Below are 24,460 nucleotides of genomic sequence, written 5' to 3' on the forward strand. Positions count from 1 at the left end.
GGCCGCGCAGGCAAGGCGATGCTGCGCGCGGTGCCGACCGGGCAGGTGGCTAACGCGACCCGCCGCGCGCCGCGGCACAGCGAACGCGCGCGCGCCCGGGCGGACCTGATCCGCGTTCTGGCGGGGCGGCTGGGCGTCGAGGCGCGGCAGACCGACGTTCTGGAAGCGCTGTCACAAAACGCCGGGGCAGGGGACAGCTATGATGCCGCCTCTCTCTGCGCGGGGTTGGAAGCGGCGGGTCTGTTGTCGTCCGTGGACACGCCGGACAGCCTTGTGCCCGGTCTCTGGCCGGCGCTGGCGCTGATGCGCAACGGTCAGGCGGTGCTGGTGCTCTCACAGGAGGGGGACAGGCTGTCGATCTACGACGCCACAACCGCCTCTCGTCAGTCAGAGGTGCCACTGGGCGAATTCGGCACCGTCTTTTCCGGACAGATCCTGCGGGCAGAGGCGCCGGTGCAGGCCCTGTCTGAAAACCACGCCAAGGCCGATGCCGAAAGCCATTGGTTCTGGGGGCAGTTCAAACGCTTTTCCAAACACTTCGGCGAGGTGGCGCTGGGCAGCTTCGTGGCGAACCTGCTGGCGGTTTCCGTCGCGCTGTTTTCGCTGCAGGTCTATGACCGGGTGATCCCGCACCAATCCGAGGCGACGCTGTGGGTTCTGGCGGCAGGGGCCGGAATGGCGCTGCTGATGGAGGCTTTCCTCAAGGTCGCGCGCTCACAACTGCTGGACGGGGCGGGGCGGCAAATCGAAATGGGTGTGCAGGGGCTGCTGATGACGCGCCTCTTGGGCATGCGGTCCGACCTGCCGGGGCGGTCACCGTCACAACTGTTTTCGGCGATGCGCGAATTCGGCTCTGTGCGCGAATTTTTCACCGCCTCGACCGTTGGCGCGCTTGCGGATATTCCGTTCATCTTCGTTTTTCTGCTGCTGGTCTGGTCGATCGCGGGCAGCGTCGTCTGGGTGCTGATCGCGGGCGGCCTGCTGATGGTGATCCCGGGATTCTTTCTGCAGAAACGCATGATCCGGCTGACAAAGGAAATGCAGGGGGCCAGCGCCAAGCAATCGCGTCTGCTGCAAGAGGCGGTGGTCGAGCTGGACACGATCAAGACGCAGCGCGCCGAGGATCGGTTTGCCCGCGTCTGGGAAGAACTGACCGCCGTGCAGGCGCTGAAATCCTCGGAACAGCGCAAGCTGGCCGCGACGCTGACCTTCTGGAGCCAGGGCGTGCAGCAGGGCACCTATGTGGCGGCGGTGATCACCGGCACCTACCTTGTCTTTGCCGGGCAGTTCACCGTGGGGTCGATCATCGCGGTGGGCATCCTGTCGTCGCGGACGCTGGCGCCGCTGACGCAACTGTCGGGCATCCTGGCCCGCTGGGGCAACGTCAAGGCGGCGCTGGACGGGCTGGACGGCGTGGCGCATGTGCCGCAGGACCGCTCGGCCGAGCGGACCTACCTGCGCCGGGACAAGCTGCGGGGGCAGTATGATCTGCGCGACGTCACCTATCGCTATGATCCCGAGGGGGTGGCGGTGCTGGACCTGTCGCAACTGGTGATCCAGCCGGGGCAGGTAATCGCAGTGCTGGGGGCCAACGGTTCCGGCAAGTCGACGCTGCTGAAGATGCTGTCGGGCCTCTACGCGCCCGCCACCGGCAAGGTGCTGATCGACGGCACCGAAATGGCGCAGATCGACCCAAAGGACCTGCGCCGGTCGGTCGGTTATCTGGGGCAGGAGGTGCGGCTGTTCCACGGCACCCTGCGCGACAACCTGAACCTCAGCCTGCTGGAACGCGATGACGACCGGCTGTTCGAGGCGCTGGATTTCGCGGGCCTGGGCCAGTTCGTCAAAGCGCACCCAAAGGGGCTGGATCTGGACATCCGCGATGGCGGCGAGGGGCTGTCCGTGGGGCAGAGGCAAAGCATCGGCTGGGCGCGGCTGTGGCTGCAGGACCCCGATATCTGCCTGCTGGATGAACCCACGGCGGCGCTGGACCAGACACTTGAAAAGACGCTGATTTCCCGGCTTGAGGGCTGGCTGGCCGGGCGCACGGCGGTGATCGCCACGCATCGGGTGCCGATCCTGCAACTGGCCTCGCGCACGCTGATCCTGGCCAATGGGCGGATGGCGATCGACGGCCCGCGCGATCAGGTTCTGGATCACCTGCGCACTGTCCAGACGGGGACCGAATAACATGGCGACCAGCAGCACCAACCTATCGGCGCAACTGGCGCGCGGCATGAGGGGACCCTCGACGACGATCTGGCTCTGCGCGCTGACGGTCTGGGCCTTCATCCTCTGGGCCAGCTATGCGTGGCTGGACGAGATCGTGCGCGGCGATGGCGAGATCATCTCCTCCTCGCGCCCGCAGATTATCCAGAACCTCGAAGGTGGCATCCTGTCGGAACTGCTGGTCAAGGAGGGCGACGAGGTGCTGCGCGGCGATGTGCTGGCGCGGCTGCAGGGGATCCAGTTCCGGTCTTCGGTCGATGATCTGCAGGACCAGATCACCGCGCTGGAAATCCGCCGCCTGCGGCTGGAGGCGGAATTGCAGGGGGCCTCTGTCGTGGAGGTGCCGGCCGCTTTTGTGCAGGCATCGCCGGAAATGGTCGCGTCGGAACAGGCGCTGCTGGCGGCGCGGCAATCGGATTATTTCAAGCGCCGCGAAGGCGCAAAACGCGTGCTGGACGAGGCGGCCCGCGAGATGACCCTGATGGAGGATCTGCTCGACAAGAAGGTGGTCGCGCTGATCGAAGTGACCCGCGCGCGCAAGGCCCATGCCGACGCGCAAAAGGCGCACGACGAGATCATCACCCAGACGGAACTGGCCCGCGCCGAGGCCTTCTCCGAGACGCTGATGGAACTGGCGACGCTGAAACAGAACTTGAAATCCTCGACCGACCAGCTGAACCGGACGGTGCTGACCTCGCCCATGCATGGCGTGGTCAACAAACTGTCGGTGACGACGATCGGCGGCGTGGTGCGCCCGGGCGAAGAGATCATGCAGATTATCCCGATCGATGAGGACCTGTTCGTGGAGGCCAAGGTGCGCCCGCAGGACATCGCCAACATCCGCCCGGGGCAGGAGGCGACGATCAAGCTGACCGCGTATGACTACACCATCTATGGCACGCTGAAGGGGCGCGTGGACGTGGTCTCTGCCGATACGTTCAAGGATGAGCGCCGCCCGGAGTCCGAGCCGCATTACAAGGTGACGGTGCGGGTGGACATGGCCTCGTTGACGGACCGGCAGGTGGCGATGGAAATCCGTCCGGGGATGCAGGCACAGGCCGAACTGCACACCGGCGGCAAGACCGTGCTGCAATACCTGCTGAAACCGCTCTACAAATCGCGCGAGGCCTTCCGCGAGCCCTGACGCCGCCATGATGCGCCGCCTGCGGCGGCACTGGTTGTCTCGCCCTTTGCCTTCGGCAAAAGGCTCGGGGGTGCGTATTTTCCAAAGAGAAGAAGCGCAGAAAGCCTGCTTCTTCTCTTTGACAATACCGCCGGGGGGTGCGGGGGGCTGGCCCCCCGCTGGTGGGACTTCAGCCGTCGGTGTCCATCCAGATGGTCACCGGCCCGTCATTCACAAGGCTCACCGCCATGTCCGCGCCAAAGCGGCCTGTGGCCACGGGGATGCCATGTTGTTGCAGCGTGCTGGCGAAGTATTCGTAGAGCCGTTCGCCGTCCTGCGGTGCGGCTGCGGTGGAAAATCCGGGACGATTGCCGCGTGAGGTGTCGGCGGCCAGGGTGAACTGGCTGACGACCAGCGCGCTGCCCGAAATGTCGCGCAGCGCGCGGTTCATGCGCCCCTCGTCGTCCTTGAAGATGCGCAGTTTGGCGATCTTGGCGGCCAACTTGTCGGCTTCGGCCTCGCCATCGCCCTGCATCGCACAGATCAGGACCAGTACCCCGGGCCCGATTTCACCCACGGTGGCCCCGCCCACATCCACGCGGGCGGAGGCGACGCGCTGAATCAGCGCTCTCACAACTCGTTGGCCCAGGGCGGGTTGGCGCCCGCGCGGCTGACCGTGATCGCGGCGGCCTGCGCGCCAAGGTCTGCTGCCTCGGCGAGGGCCTCTGCCGTCGCGCCGGAGATGTCGGCCCGTGTGAGCAGACCCGTGCGGTGCAGCCCGGCAAGGAACCCGGCGTTGAAGGTATCGCCCGCGCCCACGGTATCGACGACCTCGACCCGGCGGGCGGCGACGCGCTGCGTGCCGTTCGCGGTGACGATATCGACGCCATCGGCCCCACGGGTGATCAGTACCACGGAGGTGCCACCGTTCAGCAGCGTGTCGGCATCGGTGCCGAGCCAGTCCATGTCCTCATCCGAGATCTTGACGATATCGGCGCGGGACAGCATGCCGTTCAGCCGGGCACGGTAGCCCGCCTCATCGGTGATGAAGCCGGGCCGGATGTTGGGATCGATCATCACGGGCAGGTCTCCGGCGCGCTGGCAGAGCGTCGCATAGCTGTTGGCCTGCGGTTCCGAGACAAGGCTGATACCGCCGAAGAACAGCGCCGAGATGCTGTCGTCCAGCGCCGGCAGGTCGTCGGCGGACATCATGCGCCCGGCGGTGTTCTCATCGTAGAAGGCATATTTGGCGTGCCCGTCGGTCAGGGTGACAAAGGCCAGCGTGGTGGGCCGGGTCGAGCGCGGGCAGAGGCTGTAGTCCACGTTGGAGGCGTTCAGCGACTCGGCGAGGAGCGTGCCAAACAGATCCTCGGACAGCCCGCCAAGGTAGCCAGACGGTGCGCCAAGCCGACCAAGGGCAATCGCTGTGTTGAACACCGCCCCACCGGCATAGGGGGCAAAAGCCTGCTCCCCGGCGCCCGTTTCACGGGGCAGCATGTCAATCAGGGCTTCGCCGCAGCAGAGGATCATCGCCTGTCTCCCAGAGTTATGTTTGCGCTAACGTATGAGCCGAATACAGCGGATTGCCGTCCCGGTCAAAGCCTGTACGCCCTCCAGCATCGACTATATTTGCTCCGGATCAAGGACATCCCGAGCAGATCGGTGCAGACTCATGTCTGTTCAGGCCATTTCTGCCAGAAGGAGATGTTTTTCATGGTCGAAACGAACCAAACGGGCCTTTGGCCCAATCTCTACGCGCCTTTCCGCAACCTGCAGAGCCGGGTGGCGGATTGGCTGTCGCCCGCGTCGGACGCCTCTTCTGACGAGGCAGCCTATCGTATCCGGGTCGAATTGCCGGGTGTGCCGGAAGAAGCCATTGATTTGTCCGTGGATCAGGGCGTGTTGACGGTGTCCGGCGAAAAGAACGAAACCCGGGAAGAAAAGGGGGATACGTGGTATTTCTCCGAGCGGGAGTGGGGCAGTTTTCGCCGCTCCTTCCGCCTGCCCGGTGACGCGGATGCGGACAGGGCCGAGGCGCACGTCAAGGACGGTGTGCTGGAAATCACCGTGCCACGCCGGAGCCCGGACAGTGCCGGTGGCAAGAAGATTGCGGTGAAAAAGCGCTAAGGAGCGACGCGGTCGGGGCGGGGGTCTCCTGCCCTGACCGGACAATCTTTTATTGGTTGATCGCGATCAGGTAGCCGATGCCGCCCGCGACGATCAGCGCCAGAACCACGGCGATGGTGATTTTCCACGCCGACCACGGACGCTCTCCCTGTACCCGGCCTGTGCGGCCATTGACGACAAAGCGATAGCTTTTGCCCCGGTATTTGTAGGCGGCCATCCAGACCGGCAGCAAGACGTGTTTGAACGTGATGTCGCGCATGTCCGTGTCCACGTGATGCACGCGCTGGCGGTCTCCGCCGATGTCGAACCGGACGTCGCGGTGAATCTGGCGGTCCATCTTGTCCTTGGCTTCGGCAAAGCCTTCGTCCAGATCCACCTGATAGCCCTCGGCGAAGAAACCGGCGAGGAATTCGGGCCGGTAGGGTTCCATCGCGCTCAGGTCCCAGGGTTCCAGCGCGTCGGTGTAGCGTTTAGGCAGTGCGTGGGAGGCCAGCACAAGAACGTCGTCGAAGAAGCGTTTGACCCGGCCCGAGACGCGGGTCCAGCGGATTTTTTGCACGCGCTGGCTCTCCATCTTGCCGTCGCGCATGACCTGCCGGGTCTCGTAGTAGACCGTGCCCCGTTCGCCGCGATAGTCCGAGGTCGTGTCGGCGTCGAAGGTCCAGTAGGGCACATAGATGCCGTTCATCTTGCGTCCCTTGCGGGCATAGTCCTGCAGCCCGTTGGGCGCGAACCACAGCTTGCCCAGCCAGTCGGTCATCGCCTTGCGCGCCGCCGCCTCGTCCAGCGCGAAGGGCAGCAAGCCGCGCGGTTTGATGTGGCGGTGCGTGCCGGTGTCGGTCACCACAGGGGTCGCGCAGAACGGACATTCGGTGGAGTGGGTGTCCGGCGGAAAATCGACCTGCGCGGCACAGTTGGGGCAGGTCGAGACCGTGGTTTCCTCCATGTCCTGCAGCGGAAGGAGGTTGTCCATCGCGGCCTTGAAGTCCAGCTCCCGGATGCCACCGCCCCACGGGCCGTGCGAGGCCTCGATTTCCTGCGTGTTGCCGCAGTGTTCGCAGACCAGCTTGCCCTCGTCCGGGTCAAAACGCATGTCGCTGCCGCATTGATCGCACGGAAAGCGGTGTTCGTCCGTCGGGCCCTTGGCGGCAGGTGGCGCTGAGGGGGGGGCCGAGGGCGGCGGCGGTGGCATATCGGAGGGTGGAGGAGGCGGGGGGGTGCTCATCGGGAAAAGGTCTTCACGCTTGCAAGGGTTGCCGCAGTCTTGCGCGGTTTGATGCGGAGGGAAAGGAGGAATCCGGGCAAGGCCGGCCCTTGGCGGCGGGGCGGGGGACCGTTAGCTTTGCCCCGAGCCGAAAGAGGAGGCGCGCCGATGGGGCGGTATCTGACTGTGATCCTGACCGTGTTTGCGGGGGCAGCGCTGGCCGAGCCGGTGACCTATGCCTTTGAGTGGCAGGGGGGCGGCGGCTATCGGGTCAAGGGCGCGCTGGAGTTCGACCCAGAGGAGGTCGCCGGGCCTTTCGTGCTGGAAAGCGACCTGAGTTGTTTCGTGATCGAGGGCAAGCTGGACGGGGCGCCTGTCGGGCGCTGGGCGTTGACCATGCTGAACGAAGAGACGACGTGGCGGCTGCATTTCGACCCGGAGGCCAGCAGTTTCATCGTCGATGGTGAGGGGATCTGGATGCCGCAGGCCTGGAACATGGACGGTGAGGGTGTGGACTGCGGCAAGGATGGGTTCGGCTTCAATATCGGCAACGCGGCGCAGGATATCTGTCTGGATGGCCGGCTGATCGTGGACAGCCAGGTGTCGCCGGGGACGCCCTTTCCGGCCTCAAGGGTGGAGGATTTCGCCTTTCCCAAGGATGCCTGCAAACTGCCTGCCCTGCTGAGCCTGCTGGACCGTTGAAATCCGGGCTGTCCACGCGTGGACAGGTTAGGGGGAATGCAGGATCAATGGGTTACAGGGACGGTTTTACCTGTTGTTAAGATCGGACGTCGCCCGAAGGGGATTTCGATGAGGGGGATCGGACCATGTGCGGCGGTCGATTTCCTGCGCGCAGGCAGGGGTTAGCGTGAGGCGCGCGGCGGCGAAGACAAAAGGCGTTTCAGCGGAAGCGTATCAATTTGCACAGGATATTCGGTATCCACCCCGCTCAAGGTCGGGTTTTGTTAAGGCTTGGCCGGGTAGAGGTTCCTTGGATAAAAAAGGAGCCTTGCAATGTCCCGCATCTTCAATCGTCTGGGCTTTCAAATCGGTTTCGGCGTGGCGTTGCTGTTCTGCCTGCTGACGGCGGCCCTTTTTGTTCCTCAGTTCAACCAGTCGAAAACCGCCCTGCTGGAGGCCGAGGCCGAAAAGCAGAACATGTCCATCAAGGTCCTGGCCAACGAGATGCTGGCGCGACAGGATTTGACGATTTCGAAGGGCGCGGGCGGAGAGATAACCGGCGCGACAGCCCCGGATATCGTTGCCTTCGAAGATCACGCAATGATCGATTTGGTGGGAGAGATTTCCGGCGAAACGGCCACGGTCTTTGTCTGGGACGACGCGCAAAAGGATTACGTGCGCCGCAGCACCAATATCGTCAAACCTGACGGGGAACGCGCGGTGGGCACGGTGCTTGGCCAGAGCAATCCGGTCTACACCTCGATGCGGCAGGGCGAGGTGTTCCGCGGCGAGGCGACGATTCTGGGCAAGGAATACCTGACGATCTATGTGCCGGTCGAAACGCCCGAGGGGGCGCCGCTGGGCATTCTATATGTCGGCGTGTCCAAGGATACGCTGGATGCCTCTATTTCCGGAATGCTGTATTCGGGGCTTGCCATCACCCTGCTGTGTCTGGCCGGTTTCCTGTCCATCCTCGCGGTGGCGCTGCGCTGGATTCTTGCACCCGTGGGGCAGCTTGGCACGGCCGTGACCGCGATCAGCGAAAAGCAGTATGACACCGTCATCCCGCATACCAACCGGCCCGACAGCGTCGGCGCGGTGGCGCGCAGCGTCGATACATTCCGCCAGCAGTTGCGCGATGCCGAGATCGAGCGGCAGGCCGAGCAGGACCTGCACGAGAAACGCGCCGCCCTGTTCGACGCCCTGTGCCGGTCGATGGACGCGCTCAAGAACGGCGCGGTCGGCACCCGGGTCGATCAGGGCGCCTGGGCCGATCTTGGCGGCAACACGATGGAATTGTGCGAGAACTTCAACGGTCTGTCCGAGGCGTTCGAGACGCTGATCGACCAGATGCAGGCCAGCATTTCCATCGTGAAGGAAGGCTCTGACGATCTGAAGGTCACCTCGACCGACATGTCGCGGCGGGCAGAAACGCAGGCCGCCACGCTGGAAGAAAGCGCCGCCGCGCTGGAACAGATCTCCAGCGCTGTGAATTCCTCCGCCGAACGGGCAAAGAAGGCGAACGATGTGGCCGATGACAACCGCCATCGCGCGGAATCGGGGACCGAGGTGATGGAGCGCGCCCTGAAGGCGATGTCGAACATCTCCAAATCCTCCGAGGAGATCACCAATATCATCACCGTGATTGACGACATCGCCTTTCAGACCAACCTGCTTGCGCTCAACGCGGGGGTCGAGGCCGCGCGCGCGGGCGAGGCTGGCAAGGGGTTTGCTGTCGTCGCCTCCGAGGTGCGCTCACTGGCGCAACGGGCGTCGGAATCGGCCAAGGAAATCAAGGATCTGGTTCACACCAGCGCCAGCCATGTCGAAGAGGGTGAGCGGCTGATGCATGACACGCACAGCACCTTTACGGCCATCGTGGACGGGACGGGCAAGGTCACCGGGCTGATCTCGGAGATGGCGGCATCGGCGCAGGAACAGGCGACCGGTATTCGCGAAATCAACACCGGGGTTTCCGAACTGGATCGCGTGACACAGCAGAACGCCTCCAAGGTGCTGGAGATCAACACCACCAGCGAACGCCTGACCATGCAGGCTAATCGGGCCGCTTCGGTGATTGCCGGGTTCCTTGGCAAGGACGTGTCCAGCCTGCGCCGGGCGGAGGAACCGGTCCTGCGGTCCGAGGTTGCGGAGGATCTGTCCGGGTCCGCGCCCGACCTTGGGAGCTGGGACAGGGGGACGGACCTTGCGGCGGAAGAGGATGCGCCGCTTGTGCGGGATGGGACCGGCTCGCGGGTCTGGTCGGATTTCTGAGGGCCCGGTCAGCGGGTCAGCCGATGGCAATTGCGGTCCTTGGCGCAGGCGATGCCTGGCGGGTACGGGCGGGGAAAGACGGGCTTACCCGGCGGTTTTGACGGCTGCGTGGCGGTCCCAGAAGTCCACGGCGCGGGCGTAGGCGTCGGGGTCGATCTCTTTGCCCGACCCACCGGCCGCGCGGCCAAGCGCGTTGCGCCATTGGGTGATCGGGGGCATGGGCGGCTCAACCGGCTCCAGCGTGCCGATGATCGACACGATACCCCAGTCACACTCTGGCACGGGTTGTTCGTCGGGGTAGTCCGCGGCCTCCAGCACCAGCTGCGCGTGGCTGTAGAGGATCACGTCCAGCCATTGGGCCACGGGGGCCTCACCCTCGAACCAGCGTTCAAGGACCGGCATTTCGCCCTCACGCCGGGCGGCATAACCGCTGCGCAAGAGGTGGGTATTGTCCGGGGTGATCGGGGCAAAACCGCAGCGGGTGGGGCTGTCGTTTGGCAGGAAGAGGTGCTTGCAGAAGGGCGCGTAGCCGTCGACCAGCGGTGCGCCCTGCGCCACGGCGGCATTGCAACGGTCGGTCAGATCCTCGGGTGAGACGCCTTCGACCCTTGTGCCGCTGGCGCCGGGTTGCCAGTTGCGGCGGGCGAAATCGGTCAGGGCAATCTTCACGGGGCGGGCCTGTAGCTATGAGACGGCGCGGCGGGCCGATCGCGAAACCGGCCCGCCTGAATGACAGTGTCGCGCGCTTACATCGGCGGCGGGGGCGGCGGCATCACGGTAAAGAGCTGCGCCAGTTCGGTCACCTCTCCGGCGCGTTTCCAGCCGTCCTGACCCGGCGTCCAGACATGGGTTTCGCGGGTCAGTTCCTTGCTGGCGACCATCTTGCCAAGGTCTGCCTTGGAGAAGGGGCCGGTGGTCTGGCCGTTCGCGGCCAGATGCCAGACATGTTCGACCGGCGGCGGGGGCGGGGCCATCGGGGCGGCCTGCGGCTGGGCCTGCGCGGGGGCGGCGCCCCACGGGCCCTGCTGGGTCATGGAATTGGCCATCTGCATGCCCATGCCGGCGCCGAAACCCATGCCCATGGATTGATCCATCGCGCCGCCCTTGCCCATGGCCTCGGCGGCTTTCCATTTCATGTGGTCGTCGAGATTGCCGGCCAGCCCGCGCGAGGTGCGCGCATCCAGCGCCTTTTCCACCGCCTCGGGCAGCGAGATGTTCTCGATGTAGAGTTCCGGCAGTTCAAGACCGTATTGGTGGATGACCGGGTCGATCGCCTTGCGCACCAGCTCGCTGACCTCACGCGTGTTGGCGGCCATGTCCAGCGCCGGGATGCCGGAGGCGGCGATGGCGCGGCTGAATTCCTGCACGATGATGTTGCGGATCTGAAAGCTGATCTCATCCATGGTGAATTCGCCGTCGGTGCCGACGATTTCGGTCATGAAGACGGCCGGATCGGCGACCTTGATGGCGTAGCTGCCAAAGGCGCGGATGCGCAGCGGGCCGAATTCCGGATCGCGCAGCATGATCGGGTTCTTGGTGCCCCACTTGAGGTTGGTGAAGCGCTGGGTGGAGACGAAATAGATCTCGGACTTGAACGGCGACTGGAACCCGTGGTCCCAGTGCTGCAGCGAGGTCATGATCGGCATGTTGTTGGTCTCTAGCATGTAGAGACCGGGGGTGAAGACATCGGCCATCTGGCCTTCGTGGACAAAGACCGCCGCCTGCCCTTCGCGGACCGTCAGCTTGGCCCCGTACTTGATCTCGTGGCCCTCGCGTTCGAACCGCCAGACCATCGTGTCGCGGGTGTCATCGGTCCAGTGGATGACGTCGATGAATTGTCCAGAAAGAAAATCCCAGATGCCCATGTTGTGGCCTCCAATGCTTGCCTTGGCTGTGTCCTGCGCGCCAAGGCGCGTGGCTGGCGGCAGGATACGTCATTCCCAGCGTATTAGAAGAGGGGGCGGAGGTTCAGGGGGAAAGCTGGGGAATTTGCCCGGTCCGCACGATCACGGTCAGCCCGGACCGCCGCCCATCAGTTCCGTCGCCTTCTCCTGCACGATGGGCAGCGCCTGTTCGGCGGTCATGCCCGGTTGCAGCCTTGAATCGTAGAGAATCCGCAGCAGCATCTCGTCATGGGTGGTCAGGAGCGCGAATTCGTCGTCGTCGTTGAAGATCGAGGGCCGTGCGCGCGGCGAATCGTTGCCAAGGCCAAGACCCTGGGCCAGTTCCTCATGGATGCAGGAGCGGCGCAGCAATGCGGGGTGTTCCGAGCGGATCACGGCGATGGCGGTGCCGTAGTCGTAGCCGCCCGGGCTTTGCGAAAAGGCGACCACGACGCAGTGGATGCTGCGCGGCAGGTTGTCGAAGATGCGGATGGCGTTGGGGTTCACATCCGGCACGATGCGGCGGATGCGGGGGGCGATGCTCTTGGCGTCATCTTCGGACATGAAGAGCACGTGGTAGTTCGGATTCCGGTCGGTGATGGTGATCGGGTGGCCGGTGACACGGGACAGGCGCGCGGCATAAGAGGCGACCTGCCGCTTGTCCTCTTCGATCTGGTCGAGGGGCACGCCGGGGCCGAATTCCGTCGTCATGCGGATCGGCACGGTCCATTTCTTGATCGCGCTCTGACCGCCGCCGGAGGGGCGCAGCCCCGCGCCGCGTTCATATTCCTCTTCCAGTGCGATGGCCGCGAAATTGCGCACCAGCATCGTGTCCGTAAAGACGGTGTCGGGCCCGCCGCCATCGGTGCGCAACAGGCCGCGCGTCAACAGATCGCTCTGAATGCGGGCGTAATACGCGGTCAGGTCGCGGCTGGCGGCAGAGGGTTCCGCCCGGACCACGGGCGCCGGTTTCGGCGCGATCGCGGCGGGCCGCGCCTCTGGTTTCACGGTCGTCTTGCGCGGGGCAAGTTGCGACCCGACACAGCTCGACAGGGCGAGGGCGGCCACGCAGGCCAGAAGGATACTGAGGCCGCCCCGCATGATCAGTTCGGCACCGAGCCGCCAGCCTCGCGGCGCGACTTGGCCGCAGCCAAGGTGTCGCGCAGTTCGGCTTCCATGTGCTTGAGCTCTTCTTCGGCCTTGGCGCGGCGGGCCTTGCCTTCGTCGGCGATCTGCAGGCTGTCCTGGATCGTGGCGATGAGGTCGGCATTGGCCTGTTTGACCGCGTCGATGTCAAAGACGCCGCGTTCCATTTCCTGACGGATCACCTTGTTGGTGTCGCGCAGGTTGGCGGCGTTCGAGGTCAAGAGTTCGTTGGTCAGGTCATTGGCACCGCGCACGGCCTCTGCCGCCTCGCGGGAGCGCTGAATGGTGACCGCCTGCGCCAGCTGGGTTTCCCAGAGCGGCACTGTGTTGACCAGCGTCGAGTTGATCTTGGTCACCAGCGACTTGTCGTTTTCCTGCACCAGACGGATCGAGGGCAGCGACTGCATGGTGACCTGACGGGTCAGTTTCAGGTCGTGCACACGACGTTCCAGATCATCGCGCGCGGCGCGGATGTCGCGCAGCTCCTGCGCCTTCATCACCGCGTCATTTTCGGGCGCTGCCTGAACTTCGGCTTCCTTGGCGGGAATGATGCCGGTGTCCATCTCTTCGAGCTTGGCCTCGCCGGCGGCAATGTAAAGCGCCAGCTCATCGTAGAACTGCAGCGTCTTTTCATAGAGCAGGTCCAGCGACTTGATGTCCTTGAGCAGCTTGTGCTCATGCTTCAGGAGATCGTCGGTGACCTTGTCGATCTGGCCCTGCACGGTTTCGAACCGGGCGGTGAACTTGGCGAAGGGCGCAGCGCGGCCCAGCAGTTTTTCCCACCAGCTGCGTTCGCGGCGGACGTCCAGTTCGGACACGCTGAAGCCGCGGATGGTGGTCACGATGTTGCGCAAGGAGTCGCCAGCCGGGCCGACGTCCTTGTTGCGCACGTCGCTCAGCATGGCCTGGCTGATTTCCTGCAGTTCGGCCTGCGCGGCGGAGCCAAAGGAAACGATGGAGTTGGTGTCTTCCATGTCCAGTTCGTCCATCCGGGTGCGGATTTCGGAACTCAGCTCTGCCGGAGCTTCCTTGAGCGGCACAACGGCGTTGGCCTCTGCCGGTTCGGGCAGAATGACGGCATTCACTTCATCGACCATGGCAAGCGCCTTTTCGGCTTGCTGACGTACGTTCTCAGACATGGGATCTCCCGTTCAAAAGTCATCTCCTGTCGAGATGCACACCTTCGCGCTGCAAGCGATCGCGCAGCACCTCGATTTCAATGTTCAGATCTTCGTTGTTGTCGGACAGCAGCTTGTCGATCTTCTTGTCAAAGCTTTCTTCGAGATCGGTCAGCAGCATCAGGTAGTCGCTGCGCGCGGCGTGATCGTTGGACCGGGCGTAGACATCGGCGAATTTCACCGTCGCGTCACGTGCGCCCATCAGATAAACGCTGAGGAATTTCTTGGCGCCGACAAGGTCGCGCGGGTCTTCCTCGACGGTGCGGATCATCTCACGCACCTTGGTGGAAAAGCGTTCGACGCGGCCTTCGACGCGGCGATCACCGGCGCGGCGCACGGCGTCGGCCATGGCGGACAGATAGCTTTCGGCCTCATCCACAACCTTGGCCACGCGGTCCTGCTGAAAGGTGTCGATGCCTTCCATGCCCTTGTCTTTCATCGGGTCGATGCCAAAGGCGCCGATGTGCAGAACGCCAGCCGCGCCACCAAAGATCAGCGGTGCAAGAAAGCCGGGTTCGGACCGCCATGCGGCAATGCCCGCGCCGACGGCGCAAAAAAGCGCGGCGAGGATCTTGCGCGGGATGGCGGGGCGGCGCGCTACCTTGCGGTCATGAAAGGCGGCTTCGGCCTTTAGCCCGTCGCGCAGCAGCCACGCGCCCAGCAACAGGGCCGCAGCCCCCACAAGGCCTGCCGCCATGCCGATGGCGCCGTCGTTGATCGACAGGACAGCCAGCACGATGCCGGGGGCGAAGAGGACATTGGAGCGCGCCCCCGCAGGTGCAACGCGCGCGCCCTTGTAGGCGGGACGGTCCGCGTGGGTCGGACGCTCTTCCGGGGCGTCACCCGATGCCCCGTCGGGGCTGAATTTTCCGCCGTATCGCTGTGCCATGGGGTTCAGAGCCCCCCCAGCCAGCCGGTGGCCACTCCGAAAAGCAGCACGATCAGCAGGACATAACTCACCTTCTGCAAGGCGTTGCCAGACATATCGACCCCCCGGAACCGCGCAGAGTTGCGCTCTTGGGGCAAAACTTAAGGGCAAAATGCTGCACTTGCTAGGGGGAAGTCCCGTCGCTCAGGCTCAGGCGGCGGATTCGCGGGGCATGCGGTCAAGAAGCAGGTCGGCCTGCCGCTCAAACGCGTCGCGGGCGCCGCGAATACCGCATTGGCGCGCCAGCATTTCAAAGCTTTCCGACAGGACCTCGAGCTTGGCAAGGAAACGACGACGGGCAAAGACATGTCCATCGCCCTGCCACGCGGTTTCCAGCCGGGAAACCTCGACCGTCAGCAGTTCGGTCACCTTGCTCACCGGGCGCGCCACGCGGCTCATGGTGGTCAGGTCGTCGACGCTGCGCCGCATCGGGCGCAGGACCTGATTGCGGGCGGCTTCGACACGCAGGGTCAGTTCGGCATCGTCCAGCGCGGCGACCCGGTCGGCCAGTTCGGCCATGGCGTCCTCTGCCATCGCCAGAATCGCCCGTTCGCGTGCCTTTTCGGTGCCCTTGTCGTGGCGTGGGTCCAGACCAAAGGCGCCGATGCTGAGCAGGATGGCCAGACCGCCTGCCAGAGCCGGCAGTGTGAGATTGTCGAACTTGTGCCCGGCAAGGACCAGAACGACCGCCCCGATCAGGAGCGAGCCGATCAGCTTGCGCGGGACCTTGGGCGCGCGGGCCACATCGGCGCGGTCATAGTTGTGATGGATTTGTTGCCCGACCGAAATCAGGCGCAGCGCCAGCGACAGGACCCAGCCCAGAGCCACCGCCGTCGCAATGGCGGCAAAGCTGTCTTCGAACACCCAGAGCAGCAGCGGGAAGGCCGCGAGGAACATGAAGTTCAGCCCGGAATCGAACTGATGCCGATCCGTCGGGGGACCTTCGAGTCCGACGATCGAGTTCTCAACAGCTTTGATCCCGCGTCCCATCGCAGACCCCTTACGTGTAACTCATGACAAAGATCATCATCCACAGCGCAAAGAACGCGAGGTGGCGCCACAACTGACCGCTGTCCCGGCTGCGGCGCGCGTAGTCCGTCACCGCCGTATAGGTGTCCCAGAGGATCATACGCAGGCTGACCAGCACCACGAGAGCGGAGGCGAGCAGAATCGATAGGGCTATGAAAGTTGTCACCATATGGACGTTTTTGCCGCGAAAACGGGCAAAAACGGGGCAAACACCGGGAAAAAGCAAGAAAAGTTAATGAACCGTGAACGTTTTTGGCCGTTCTGGGGGCTCTATCAGCTTTTTCCGCTGGGGCGTCGTCGGCGTTGCACGCGGGGCTTTGGCTTGCCTGATTTGTCCTTGGTGGCGGTGCCGCCCTCGGTTGTCGTTGGGTCAAGGCCCAGCTGGTCGCGCAGGATCTTGCGGCGCACCTCCTGCACTTCGCCCGGTTTCATCTGGCCCAGCTGGAAGGGGCCGTAAGAGACGCGGATCAGTCGGTTCACCGTGAGGCCGATGTCACTCATCGCGCGGCGCACCTCGCGGTTCTTGCCTTCGCGCAGGCCCACGGTCAGCCAGGCGTTGGCGCCCTGCTGGCGGTCGATGCTGACCTGCATGGGCTGGAATTTCTGGCCGTCCACCTCGATCCCCTCGCGCAGCGGGGCCAGGGTCTCGTCGGTGGGGCGTCCGTTCACACGCACGCGATATTTGCGCAGCCAGCCGGTGGAGGGCAGTTCCAGCTTGCGCTTTACCCCGCCGTCATTGGTCAGCAGCAAGAGCCCCTCGGAATTGAGGTCGAGCCGACCGACGCTCATCACGCGGGGCAGTTCCTCGGGCAGGTCGTCGTAGATCGTCGGGCGGCCCTGTTCGTCCTTGGTGGTGGTCACAAGGCCCGTGGGCTTGTGATACAGCCACAGGCGCGGTTCCTCCGGCGCGTCGAGCGGCTTGCCGTCGACGGTCACCTTGTCCTGCGGCGTCACGTTCAGCGCGGCGCGGGTGATCGTTTCCCCGTTGACGGTGACGCGGCCTTCCTCGATCAGGCGTTCTGCCTCGCGGCGGCTGGCGCGGCCCGACCGGGCGATGACCTTGGCGATTCGCTCGCCCTTGGGTGTCTCTGTGCTCATGGTTTCCTTTAGCGCGGGGGCGGGGCAGGGCGAAAGGGCCTTTGCGTTCCGCGCTTTTCCCGGCGGGCGTGCCGCGCTAACAAGCGCCATGAGTTTCCGGTCATACATGGATCTGGCGCTGACAGAGGCGCGCGCGGCGGCGGACCGGGGAGAGGTGCCGGTGGGTGCGGTTGTGGTGTCTCCCTCGGGAGAGGTGATCGCGCAGGCGGGCAACCGCACCCGCGAGCTGAATGATCCCACTGCGCATGCAGAAATACTGGCCATCCGCGCCGCCTGTACCGCATCGGGGGCGGAACGGCTGCCAGGGCACGATCTGTACGTCACGCTGGAACCCTGCCCGATGTGCGCGGCGGCGATATCCTTTGCGCGGATCGCCCGGCTGTATTATGGCGCGGCAGACCCGAAGTCCGGCGGCGTGGCGCAGGGGGCGAAGGTTTTCTCGCACCCGCAATGCCATCACGTACCCGAGGTTTATGACGGCCTGTCCGAACCGGAGGCCGCGCGCTTGCTGAAAGAGTTTTTCGAGGCCCGCCGATGAAATCGCCCAGACCCGCAGGCCCCGCGCGGCCCAAACGCCCGCATCACCGCGGCAAGCCGCGAACCGGCCCGAAACCGCAGGATGGCCCGCGCCGGATCATCCTGTTGAACAAGCCCTACGGTGTGCTGACCCAGTTCACCGACAAGGGAAACGAGGACAGCCCGCGCGCGACCCTGTCGGAGTATATCGACGTGCCGGGCGTCTATCCGGCCGGACGGCTGGACCGCGACAGCGAGGGGCTGCTGATCCTGACCAATGACGGCAAGGTGCAGGCGGCGATTTCCAACCCGCGCTTCCGCGAGCCCAAAACCTATCTGGTGCAGGTCGAAGGCACGCCGACAGAGGCGCAGATCCAGCAGCTGCGCGAGGGCGTCACGCTGAAGGACGGGCCGACCCGCCCCGCCAAATGTGAGGCGATTGCCGCGCCGGACCTGTGGGAACGCGATCCGCCCGTCAGGTTCCGCAAATCGGTGCCCGATGCCTGGCTGCGCCTGACCATCACCGAAGGGCGCAACCGTCAGGTGCGCCGGATGACGGCCCATGTGGGCCTGCCCTGTCTGCGGCTGGTGCGCTGGTCGGTGGGAGAGTGGACGCTGGACGGGCTGGCACCGGGCAAGTGGCGGGACGCCTGATCCGCCCGGCGCCGTGATCCGTCAGGCCGCGCGCCGCATCGGCCGCTTGCCTTCGCAAACCCCTTTCAGATCCGCCAGCGTCTGCGTCAGGTGATGTTCGATCCGACGCCGGGCATGTCCGGGCAGCAGCCCCGGGTAGGTGCCGCGGAAAGAGGTATCCGCCCGCACCCGCGTCACCGGGCGGCGGTCATCCAGCAGGATGACATGGCGCGCCTTGAACAGCGGGCCGGATGTGCTCCAGCCCAAGAGGTAGGGTTCAGAGACGGCTTCGAGCCGCGATTGCAGGGTCAGGCCGCCCGCGCGCCATTCGAAACAGGTGCCGCGCTGTGCAGGGACGCGGTTGCTGATCCAGTCCACGCCGCTGTTCCATTCCGGCCAGTCGGCAAGGTCGGCAAGGACCGACCAGACCGCCCGGATGGGGGCGTCGATTGCAATATCCGCACGGCCGATGGCCGGTGCGGAGGTGTCGATGTCAAAGGTATCCAAGTGTAGCCCCAAGTGATGGGGCCGGGGCCATGGGGCGCGAACGGGCGTGCCGTTCGGAGGCGACCAGAATCACCGGCCAAGCGCAGCAGATAAAGGCGCTTTCCCACCCTTTTTCAAGGGTTTGGTGCAGGGCTTGATCCGGGCTTGTCTAGGGCTTGGGCGGGTTTTGGCCGATGGCTTGCGTCAGACCCACTTGGCCAGCGGTGGCAGGCTCATCAGCACAGCGTTGGCGTCGTGCCCGGTGGCAAGGCCGAACTTGGTGCCGCGGTCGTAAACAAGGTTGTATTCCGCGTAGAGCCCGCGATGGACCAGTTGCGCGTCCTTGTCCGCCTCTGTGAATTCCTGCACGCGGCGCTTTTCCACCAGCGGCAGATAGGCGGGCAGAAAGGCGCGGCCGATGTCCTGTGTCAGGGCAAAATCCGCCTCCCAGTCGCCTGTGTTGCGGTCATCCATGAAGATGCCGCCGACGCCGCGCGCCCGGTGGCGGTGCGGGATGTAGAAATACTCATCCGCCCAGGCCTTCAGCTCCGGGTAGAGGCTCTCTTCGTGCGGGTCCAGATGCGCCTTTTGCGTGGCGTGGAAATGGGCGGTGTCCTCATCGTATTCGAGGCAGGGGTTCAGGTCCGACCCGCCGCCGAACCACCATGCGCCGGGGGTCCAGAACATGCGGGTGTTCATGTGGACGGCGGGGCAATGCGGGTTCTGCATATGGGCGACAAGGCTGATGCCCGAGGCCCAGAAGCGCGGATCCGCCTCGATCCCCGGAACGCCGCGCGCCGCCATCGCCTTTTGCGCGGCCTCGCCCAGCGTGCCGTAAACGGTGGAGACGTTGACGCCGACCTTTTCAAAGACGCGGCCGCCGCGCATGACGCTCATCAATCCGCCGCCCGCGTCGGAGCCATCGTCAGAGGCGCGTTTCGTTTCGGTCACGTCGAAGCGGCCAGGGGTCATGTCGGCGAAGGGGCCTGTGGCGTGGCTGTCTTCCAGCCCCTCGAAGGCGGCGACGATCTGGTCGCGCAACTCCCGGAACCATGCGCTGGCGCGTGCCTTTTCGGTGTCCATCATGTGGTGTCCTCCCGCCCGTGTTGACCCGCAGGCCACTCAGCACAGGCGGGGCGCATGTGCAAGTCTGCGCGTTAGTGTGCGGGCGCCTGCACCGGGTCCAGCAGGGTGCGCCCGCCGTCGACCGTCATGATCTGGCCGGTGACGAATCCCGCGCCGTCGCAGGACAGGAACTGCACCGCCTCGGCCAGTTCGCCGGGGGCCGCGATGCGGCCCAGCGGGGTGTGTTCCTCGATGTCGGAACGATAGCTTTTGTGTTCGCGCAGCGTGTCCTTGAGGCTGGACGACATGACAGAGCCAAAAGAGACCGCGTTCACCCGGATGCGATGCGGCGCAAGACCGACGGCCATGGAGCGCGTCATCTGGTCCAATGCGGCGCAGGAGACGGAATAGCCCAGCAGTTCGGGATGGGTGCGGCGCGCGGCGATCGACGACAGGTTGACGATGGCGCCGACCTGTCCCTCTTCCTGCCCTTCGGCCTGCTTGATCATCCGGCGGGCCACCAGTTGCGTCATGCGATAGGCGGTCATCAGGTTCTGCGACAGCAGCTGTTCGACGGTATCATCCTCGACATCCAGCGGATCCGAGGTCAGCAACTGGCGCGACCCGTTCACAAGGATATCGACCCGGTCAAAGGCGTCCAGCGTCGCGGACAGCAGGTTGGCCATGGTCAGGCGTTCGCGCAGGTCGCCGGCAAAATAGCGGATGGTGCTTTCATCCGTGGTTTCGCCGCATTCCTTGGCGAGGTTCGGTTCGTCCATGTCGGCCAGCATGACATTGGCGCCCTTGTTGGCGAAATGTCGCGCGATGGCGAGACCCACGCCATTGGCGGCGCCGGTGACGATGGCGGTCTTGCCTTCGATAGAGAAGCTCATAGGAGGACCTCTTGCGGTTGTCCGGTCAGGCTAGACCGGTTCAGCGCCGCTGGCGAGTGGGCCGCGCGGCGTGCAGGATCTTGAAGCGCGAGTCGCCGCCGATTTCGGAGGTGTCCCGGAACGACTCGGCAAGGGCGGTCTCATAGGGCAGGTGACGGTTCGCCACAAGCCAGAGCTGTCCGTGCGGCGCAAGGATGCGGGCGGCGGAGGCGATGAAGGCGCGGCCAAGCTGCGGATCGGCCTTGCGCCCCTGATGGAAAGGCGGGTTCATGATGACCCCGTCCAGCGCCTGCGGCGGGGTCCACGTGGTGGCATCGTCCCAGTGGAACGCGGCGCGCGGGTCAGACACGTTCTGCCGCGCACAGTCCAGCGCGGCCTTGTCCGCCTCGACGAGGTGCAGCTCCTTGACGTCTTCGCGGGTCAGGATCCGGTTCGACAGCCAGCCCCAGCCCGCGCCAAGGTCGGCAAACCGCCCCTTCAGCGTGTCCGGCAGTGCCGCGGCCAGCGCCACGGAGGCAGGATCGGGCCCATCGGCCGAGAAAACACCGGGCGCCGTGATTTCACCGCCCGGCAGGGTCCGGGGCGCGCGCAGCCAGTCCGACAGATCCGCGCCGCCCTTGAACCAGAGGCATTTGCCATGCGCCTTCGACACCTGACCGTCGATGCTCAACCGTCCACGCAGGGCCTTTGCGATGGCCTCTATCCCGTCGGTCTTGGCGCCGTCGACGATCACCAGATCGGCCAGCGCGCTGGCCCGGGCGATGCGATCCTCCGCCAGATCGCGGGCGCGGGGCAGGGTCACGATGGCGGCGGCATATGGGCCGGTTGCCTGTGTCGCGACATCGACACCGCGCTGCTGCCAAGCGGCATGGTCGGGGGCAAAGCCTTGCACCACCTCCACGCGCGCCGGGTCCAGCGCATCAAGAGGTGTATCCGCCGGGGCACCGATCAGGGCGACACGGCCGGTATCGGGCAGCACGAGGCCGCCGGTGGCGAGGGCGTAGGAGAGGCGATCCTGGGACATGCGGGGGGAACCGGCGACGCGCGCCTATTCTTTCTCCATCGTGCATTGCAGGGGATGCTGATGACGGCGGGCGAAATCCATCACCTGCCCCACCTTGGTCTCTGCGATTTCGTGGCTGAAGACACCGACCACGGCGACACCTTTCTTGTGGACGGTCAGCATGACCTCGAACGCCTGTGCATGGGTCATGCCAAAGAACCGTTCCAGCACATGCACGACGAATTCCATCGGCGTGTAGTCGTCGTTCAGCAGCAGCACCTTGTAGAGCGGCGGGCGCTTGGTCCTGGCCTTTGTCTGGACAGCGACACCGGCGTCCCCCTCACCGTCGTCGGGGAAGCTGCCGGTCATCATGACGGTCGATGTCGAAAAGGCGTCTGTCATGGGGGGCGATCGGAACCTTGGTATTAGGTGTTTGGCCCGTTTATATAGTCTATCCACGGGTATCGAAAAGGGGGCCGTTCCGGCTATTACAGAATGACGGCGAATCTGCAAACAATCGGTTTCGATGCTGACGATACCCTGTGGCACAACGAACGCTTTTTCGTGCTGACACAGGAAAGATTCACCGATCTGCTCAGCGATCACGCGGAAAAGGACCATCTGGCCGAACGCCTGATTGAGGCGGAAAAGCGCAATATCGGCCACTATGGCTTCGGGGTGAAGGGATTCGTCCTGTCGATGATCGAGACCGCGATCGAGGTGACAGAGGGCCGGGTTCCGGCCTCCGTGATCTCTGAACTGATGGCGGCGGGGCGCGATATGCTGGCCCACCCGATCGAGTTGCTGCCACATGCGCGCGAGGCGGTCGAGGCCGCCTCTGACCGGCACCGCGTCGTTCTGATCACCAAGGGCGACTTGCTGCATCAGGAGCGCAAGCTGGCGCAATCCGGGCTGGGTGAGCTGTTCGACGCGGTCGAGATCGTCTCCGACAAGCAGCCGGAAACCTATGCCCGCATCTTCGGGGCCTTCGACGGCGGGGCAGAGCGCGCCATGATGGTCGGCAATTCGATGAAATCCGACGTGGTGCCCGCGATTCAGGCCGGGGCATGGGGCGTAATGGTGCCGCATGACCTTGCCTGGGCGCTGGAACATGCCGACACGCCGGATGCCCCGCGCTACCGCGAATTGCACGACCTTGGCGACCTGCCGGGACTCATCGCCGAAATCGGCTGATACCGGATGATCCGAAAGCGCCGTTGAGTCGCCACAATCCTGCCATATTTCGCCACAATCCCGCCTTATTGGCTGGTCTTGGGGGTGGTCACGGGGTTTCCCCAAGATGTTGCCGTGTGGTTTTTGTGAAAATTGATGAATATCAAAGTTTTGCTGGCTTCTCTTGATGTAGGCTCTGTGTTAATCTGAAGTTAACCACGCCTCCTTCAAGATGGGGCGGGACAAGAGCAAGAACCCTAACCGGAAAACCGGGGGGACGAGGCAGAAAGGCAGTGTATCGTGACGGGACGTCGTCCGCAGTCAGGCCGATTCGGCCTGCATCTATTAATCTGTGTCTGGCTGGTGGTGTTGCTGCCGCTCAGCGTCGCAGCAGCCCCCTATGCCGCTTTGGTGATGGATGCGCGCAATGGTAAGGTCTACCACGCGCAGAATGCCGACACCCGGCTGCATCCCGCATCCCTGACCAAGATGATGACGCTCTACATCGCCTTCGAGGCGGTGCAGCACGGTGAGATCAGTATGGACACCCTCGTGACCGTATCGCGCAAGGCCGCGTCCGAGGAACCGTCCAAGCTGGGCCTGCGTCCGGGCCAGGAGATCAAGCTGCGCTACCTTGTTCGCGCCGCTGCCGTGAAATCCGCCAATGACGCCGCAACCGCCATCGCCGAGGCCATCGAAGGATCAGAGGCCGCCTTTGCCCGCCGCATGAACCGCACCGCCAAGGCGATGGGCATGAACCGGACCACCTTCAAGAACGCGCACGGGCTGACCGAAAGCGGCCACCTGTCCACCGCGCGGGACATGTCGATCCTGGGTCGGCACATGATCTATGACTACGATCAGTATTATAACCTGTTCTCGCGCAAGACGGCGGATGCCGGGGTGGCCAAGGTCTACCACACCAACTCGCGCATGCTGAACTCCTACAAGGGCGCCGACGGGATCAAGACCGGCTATACCCGCGCGGCGGGCTTCAACCTTGTCGCCTCTGCCGAACGCGGGCAGGAGCGGGTCATCGCCACGGTCTTTGGCGGTCGGTCCACCGCGTCGCGCAACGCGCGCGTCGCCGAACTGCTGGACCTTGGGTTCAAGAAGGCACCATCCTGGACCAACGCGCGCAAGCCCAAGATGCCGCCATACCTTGGCAAAGGCGCGGGCGCAGGCGGGATCGTCGTGGCCAACACGCCCGATCCGCAGCCCGGTACGCGGGCCAAGTCGATTCGCGTCGCCTCTGCCGCCGTCACCCGCAGCCTGCGGCCAGTGGCCCGCCGGGTGCAGACGCCGGATCCGGATGAGATCGCGCCGCTGGTGGCGATGATCGGCAGGGATCTGGAACGGGAGTTGAAAGAGGTCGCGCTGGTGTCGAACACCACCGCCGCGCCGCTTGTGGCTGGCATCGCGCCCGCCGCTTCGGTCAAGCCGGTGCCGCGGCCCGCGAACGTGGTCAACGCCACCATTGCCTATCAGGACAAACCGACGCCGGAGCGCAAGGCAGAGGTGGTCACACGACTGTCGACCTCGGGCGGGCGGCACTGGGGCATCAATATCGGCCGCTTCCCCAGTGAATTCTCCGCCGAGAAGGTGCTGCTGAAGACCGCGCTTGCCGAAACCGCCACTCTGGACGGCGCCCTGCGCAAGGTGGTTCGGGGCAAGACCGGCTATGACGCGACCTTCATGGGCATGACCCGTGACAGCGCGGAACTGGCCTGCAGCCGCCTGCAGGCCCGGCAGATGACCTGCTTCATGGTCGGGCCAAGCTGATCACCGCCA

General features: G+C 64.7%; 25 protein-coding genes. 9 read left to right on the forward strand and 16 right to left on the reverse strand.

Going from position 1 to position 24,460, the window contains the following annotated elements:
* Window positions 1–18 precede the first annotated feature (18 nt).
* Both ACTXGA_RS16245 and ACTXGA_RS16250 read left to right on the forward strand, forming a co-directional pair.
* Window positions 19–2,190 (forward strand): ATP-binding cassette domain-containing protein, encoded by a 2,172-nt coding sequence (locus ACTXGA_RS16245; protein WP_443395586.1) that lies wholly within the window; start codon window positions 19–21, stop codon window positions 2,188–2,190.
* A gap of 1 nt (window position 2,191) precedes the next feature.
* Window positions 2,192–3,373 carry an HlyD family type I secretion periplasmic adaptor subunit gene (locus ACTXGA_RS16250; RefSeq protein ID WP_443395435.1) on the forward strand — a complete coding sequence of 394 codons (1,182 nt, stop codon included), beginning with the start codon at window positions 2,192–2,194 and terminating at the stop codon, window positions 3,371–3,373.
* Window positions 3,374–3,542: 169 nt separating this feature from the next.
* On the opposite strand, the gene dtd is transcribed toward ACTXGA_RS16250, so the two are convergent.
* Window positions 3,543–3,986, reverse strand: coding sequence for a D-aminoacyl-tRNA deacylase (gene dtd / locus ACTXGA_RS16255; RefSeq protein ID WP_443395437.1), 444 nt, complete (start codon window positions 3,984–3,986; stop codon window positions 3,543–3,545).
* Entirely contained in the window at window positions 3,983–4,882 is a 900-nt protein-coding gene (locus tag ACTXGA_RS16260) for a carbohydrate kinase family protein (protein WP_443395439.1), read from the reverse strand. Before ACTXGA_RS16260 ends, dtd begins: the two co-directional genes overlap by 4 nt.
* Window positions 4,883–5,065: 183 nt before the next feature.
* On the opposite strand from ACTXGA_RS16260, the gene ACTXGA_RS16265 reads away from it, so the two are divergent.
* Entirely contained in the window at window positions 5,066–5,479 is a 414-nt protein-coding gene (locus ACTXGA_RS16265; protein WP_443395441.1) for an Hsp20/alpha crystallin family protein, read from the forward strand.
* A 49-nt stretch (window positions 5,480–5,528) separates the two neighbouring features.
* Here ACTXGA_RS16265 and ACTXGA_RS16270 read toward each other — a convergent pair whose 3' ends face one another.
* Window positions 5,529–6,671 carry a TFIIB-type zinc finger domain-containing protein gene (locus ACTXGA_RS16270; RefSeq protein ID WP_443395588.1) on the reverse strand — a complete coding sequence of 381 codons (1,143 nt, stop codon included), beginning with the start codon at window positions 6,669–6,671 and terminating at the stop codon, window positions 5,529–5,531.
* Window positions 6,672–6,851: 180 nt separating this feature from the next.
* On the opposite strand from ACTXGA_RS16270, the gene ACTXGA_RS16275 reads away from it, so the two are divergent.
* Together ACTXGA_RS16275 and ACTXGA_RS16280 are read left to right on the forward strand one after the other, a co-directional pair.
* Window positions 6,852–7,385 (forward strand): hypothetical protein, encoded by a 534-nt coding sequence (locus tag ACTXGA_RS16275; RefSeq protein WP_443395443.1) that lies wholly within the window; start codon window positions 6,852–6,854, stop codon window positions 7,383–7,385.
* Window positions 7,386–7,697: 312 nt separating this feature from the next.
* Complete coding sequence (locus ACTXGA_RS16280) at window positions 7,698–9,638, forward strand: methyl-accepting chemotaxis protein (RefSeq protein WP_443395445.1); 1,941 nt, start codon at window positions 7,698–7,700, stop codon at window positions 9,636–9,638.
* An 84-nt stretch (window positions 9,639–9,722) separates the two neighbouring features.
* On the opposite strand, the gene ACTXGA_RS16285 is transcribed toward ACTXGA_RS16280, so the two are convergent.
* The 8 genes from ACTXGA_RS16285 to ACTXGA_RS16320 form a co-directional block, all read right to left on the reverse strand.
* Window positions 9,723–10,307 (reverse strand): DUF3228 family protein, encoded by a 585-nt coding sequence (locus ACTXGA_RS16285; RefSeq protein ID WP_443395446.1) that lies wholly within the window; start codon window positions 10,305–10,307, stop codon window positions 9,723–9,725.
* A gap of 77 nt (window positions 10,308–10,384) precedes the next feature.
* Window positions 10,385–11,503 carry an SPFH domain-containing protein gene (locus ACTXGA_RS16290; RefSeq protein WP_443395448.1) on the reverse strand — a complete coding sequence of 373 codons (1,119 nt, stop codon included), beginning with the start codon at window positions 11,501–11,503 and terminating at the stop codon, window positions 10,385–10,387.
* Window positions 11,504–11,650: 147 nt separating this feature from the next.
* On the reverse strand, window positions 11,651–12,622 hold the full coding sequence (locus ACTXGA_RS16295; RefSeq protein WP_443395450.1) for a DUF2927 domain-containing protein: 972 nt from the start codon (window positions 12,620–12,622) through the stop codon (window positions 11,651–11,653).
* 2 nt (window positions 12,623–12,624) lie between these two features.
* Entirely contained in the window at window positions 12,625–13,806 is a 1,182-nt protein-coding gene (locus tag ACTXGA_RS16300; RefSeq protein WP_443395452.1) for a toxic anion resistance protein, read from the reverse strand.
* Between the two features lie 19 nt (window positions 13,807–13,825).
* Complete coding sequence (locus ACTXGA_RS16305; protein WP_443395454.1) at window positions 13,826–14,734, reverse strand: 5-bromo-4-chloroindolyl phosphate hydrolysis family protein; 909 nt, start codon at window positions 14,732–14,734, stop codon at window positions 13,826–13,828.
* A 189-nt stretch (window positions 14,735–14,923) separates the two neighbouring features.
* Window positions 14,924–15,763 (reverse strand): hypothetical protein, encoded by an 840-nt coding sequence (locus ACTXGA_RS16310; protein WP_443395456.1) that lies wholly within the window; start codon window positions 15,761–15,763, stop codon window positions 14,924–14,926.
* 10 nt (window positions 15,764–15,773) lie between these two features.
* Window positions 15,774–15,971, reverse strand: coding sequence for a hypothetical protein (locus ACTXGA_RS16315; protein WP_443395458.1), 198 nt, complete (start codon window positions 15,969–15,971; stop codon window positions 15,774–15,776).
* Between the two features lie 104 nt (window positions 15,972–16,075).
* Complete coding sequence (locus tag ACTXGA_RS16320) at window positions 16,076–16,900, reverse strand: pseudouridine synthase (protein ID WP_443395460.1); 825 nt, start codon at window positions 16,898–16,900, stop codon at window positions 16,076–16,078.
* An 88-nt stretch (window positions 16,901–16,988) separates the two neighbouring features.
* On the opposite strand from ACTXGA_RS16320, the gene ACTXGA_RS16325 reads away from it, so the two are divergent.
* Together ACTXGA_RS16325 and ACTXGA_RS16330 are read left to right on the forward strand one after the other, a co-directional pair.
* Window positions 16,989–17,438: a nucleoside deaminase gene (locus ACTXGA_RS16325; RefSeq protein WP_443395462.1), complete on the forward strand. Its 450-nt coding sequence runs from the start codon at window positions 16,989–16,991 to the stop codon at window positions 17,436–17,438.
* Window positions 17,435–18,070: a pseudouridine synthase gene (locus ACTXGA_RS16330; RefSeq protein WP_443395464.1), complete on the forward strand. Its 636-nt coding sequence runs from the start codon at window positions 17,435–17,437 to the stop codon at window positions 18,068–18,070. Before ACTXGA_RS16325 ends, ACTXGA_RS16330 begins: the two co-directional genes overlap by 4 nt.
* Before the next feature lie 21 nt (window positions 18,071–18,091).
* Here ACTXGA_RS16330 and ACTXGA_RS16335 read toward each other — a convergent pair whose 3' ends face one another.
* From ACTXGA_RS16335 to clpS, 5 genes are all read right to left on the reverse strand, one after another.
* Window positions 18,092–18,556, reverse strand: coding sequence for an SRPBCC family protein (locus ACTXGA_RS16335; protein WP_443395466.1), 465 nt, complete (start codon window positions 18,554–18,556; stop codon window positions 18,092–18,094).
* 183 nt (window positions 18,557–18,739) lie between these two features.
* On the reverse strand, window positions 18,740–19,621 hold the full coding sequence (gene hemF, locus ACTXGA_RS16340) for an oxygen-dependent coproporphyrinogen oxidase (RefSeq protein WP_443395468.1): 882 nt from the start codon (window positions 19,619–19,621) through the stop codon (window positions 18,740–18,742).
* Between the two features lie 71 nt (window positions 19,622–19,692).
* The gene (locus tag ACTXGA_RS16345; RefSeq protein ID WP_443395470.1) at window positions 19,693–20,493 is read right to left on the reverse strand and encodes an SDR family NAD(P)-dependent oxidoreductase; all 801 of its coding nucleotides are present in this window, start codon (window positions 20,491–20,493) and stop codon (window positions 19,693–19,695) included.
* A 40-nt stretch (window positions 20,494–20,533) separates the two neighbouring features.
* Window positions 20,534–21,517, reverse strand: coding sequence for a class I SAM-dependent methyltransferase (locus ACTXGA_RS16350; RefSeq protein ID WP_443395472.1), 984 nt, complete (start codon window positions 21,515–21,517; stop codon window positions 20,534–20,536).
* Window positions 21,518–21,541: 24 nt separating this feature from the next.
* Window positions 21,542–21,868: an ATP-dependent Clp protease adapter ClpS gene (clpS, locus tag ACTXGA_RS16355; RefSeq protein ID WP_443395590.1), complete on the reverse strand. Its 327-nt coding sequence runs from the start codon at window positions 21,866–21,868 to the stop codon at window positions 21,542–21,544.
* A gap of 123 nt (window positions 21,869–21,991) precedes the next feature.
* Here clpS and ACTXGA_RS16360 point away from each other — a divergent pair, with 123 nt between their 5' ends.
* Both ACTXGA_RS16360 and ACTXGA_RS16365 read left to right on the forward strand, forming a co-directional pair.
* Window positions 21,992–22,690, forward strand: coding sequence for an HAD family hydrolase (locus ACTXGA_RS16360; protein WP_443395474.1), 699 nt, complete (start codon window positions 21,992–21,994; stop codon window positions 22,688–22,690).
* Between the two features lie 279 nt (window positions 22,691–22,969).
* Entirely contained in the window at window positions 22,970–24,451 is a 1,482-nt protein-coding gene (locus ACTXGA_RS16365; protein WP_443395476.1) for a D-alanyl-D-alanine carboxypeptidase family protein, read from the forward strand.
* Window positions 24,452–24,460: the final 9 nt, after the last annotated feature.

The sequence above is a fragment of the Antarctobacter jejuensis genome, assembly GCF_052266595.1.
GTDB classification, from domain to species: Bacteria; Pseudomonadota; Alphaproteobacteria; order Rhodobacterales; family Rhodobacteraceae; genus Antarctobacter; species Antarctobacter jejuensis.

Bases quoted from the DNA above. Each gene is read 5' to 3' on its own strand.
- ACTXGA_RS16245 (WP_443395586.1), top strand. From the start codon at position 19: ATGCTGCGCGCGGTGCCGACCGGGCAGGTGGCTAACGCGACCCGCCGC.
- ACTXGA_RS16250 (WP_443395435.1), top strand. From the start codon at position 2,192: ATGGCGACCAGCAGCACCAACCTATCGGCGCAACTGGCGCGCGGCATG.
- ACTXGA_RS16260 (WP_443395439.1), bottom strand. From the start codon at position 4,882: ATGATCCTCTGCTGCGGCGAAGCCCTGATTGACATGCTGCCCCGTGAA.
- ACTXGA_RS16265 (WP_443395441.1), top strand. From the start codon at position 5,066: ATGGTCGAAACGAACCAAACGGGCCTTTGGCCCAATCTCTACGCGCCT.
- ACTXGA_RS16270 (WP_443395588.1), bottom strand. From the start codon at position 6,671: ATGCCACCGCCGCCGCCCTCGGCCCCCCCCTCAGCGCCACCTGCCGCC.
- ACTXGA_RS16275 (WP_443395443.1), top strand. From the start codon at position 6,852: ATGGGGCGGTATCTGACTGTGATCCTGACCGTGTTTGCGGGGGCAGCG.
- ACTXGA_RS16280 (WP_443395445.1), top strand. From the start codon at position 7,698: ATGTCCCGCATCTTCAATCGTCTGGGCTTTCAAATCGGTTTCGGCGTG.
- ACTXGA_RS16290 (WP_443395448.1), bottom strand. From the start codon at position 11,503: ATGGGCATCTGGGATTTTCTTTCTGGACAATTCATCGACGTCATCCAC.
- ACTXGA_RS16295 (WP_443395450.1), bottom strand. From the start codon at position 12,622: ATGCGGGGCGGCCTCAGTATCCTTCTGGCCTGCGTGGCCGCCCTCGCC.
- ACTXGA_RS16300 (WP_443395452.1), bottom strand. From the start codon at position 13,806: ATGTCTGAGAACGTACGTCAGCAAGCCGAAAAGGCGCTTGCCATGGTC.
- ACTXGA_RS16305 (WP_443395454.1), bottom strand. From the start codon at position 14,734: ATGGCACAGCGATACGGCGGAAAATTCAGCCCCGACGGGGCATCGGGT.
- ACTXGA_RS16310 (WP_443395456.1), bottom strand. From the start codon at position 15,763: ATGGGACGCGGGATCAAAGCTGTTGAGAACTCGATCGTCGGACTCGAA.
- ACTXGA_RS16315 (WP_443395458.1), bottom strand. From the start codon at position 15,971: ATGGTGACAACTTTCATAGCCCTATCGATTCTGCTCGCCTCCGCTCTC.
- ACTXGA_RS16320 (WP_443395460.1), bottom strand. From the start codon at position 16,900: ATGAGCACAGAGACACCCAAGGGCGAGCGAATCGCCAAGGTCATCGCC.
- ACTXGA_RS16325 (WP_443395462.1), top strand. From the start codon at position 16,989: ATGAGTTTCCGGTCATACATGGATCTGGCGCTGACAGAGGCGCGCGCG.
- ACTXGA_RS16330 (WP_443395464.1), top strand. From the start codon at position 17,435: ATGAAATCGCCCAGACCCGCAGGCCCCGCGCGGCCCAAACGCCCGCAT.
- hemF (WP_443395468.1), bottom strand. From the start codon at position 19,621: ATGATGGACACCGAAAAGGCACGCGCCAGCGCATGGTTCCGGGAGTTG.
- ACTXGA_RS16345 (WP_443395470.1), bottom strand. From the start codon at position 20,493: ATGAGCTTCTCTATCGAAGGCAAGACCGCCATCGTCACCGGCGCCGCC.
- ACTXGA_RS16350 (WP_443395472.1), bottom strand. From the start codon at position 21,517: ATGTCCCAGGATCGCCTCTCCTACGCCCTCGCCACCGGCGGCCTCGTG.
- clpS (WP_443395590.1), bottom strand. From the start codon at position 21,868: ATGATGACCGGCAGCTTCCCCGACGACGGTGAGGGGGACGCCGGTGTC.
- ACTXGA_RS16360 (WP_443395474.1), top strand. From the start codon at position 21,992: ATGACGGCGAATCTGCAAACAATCGGTTTCGATGCTGACGATACCCTG.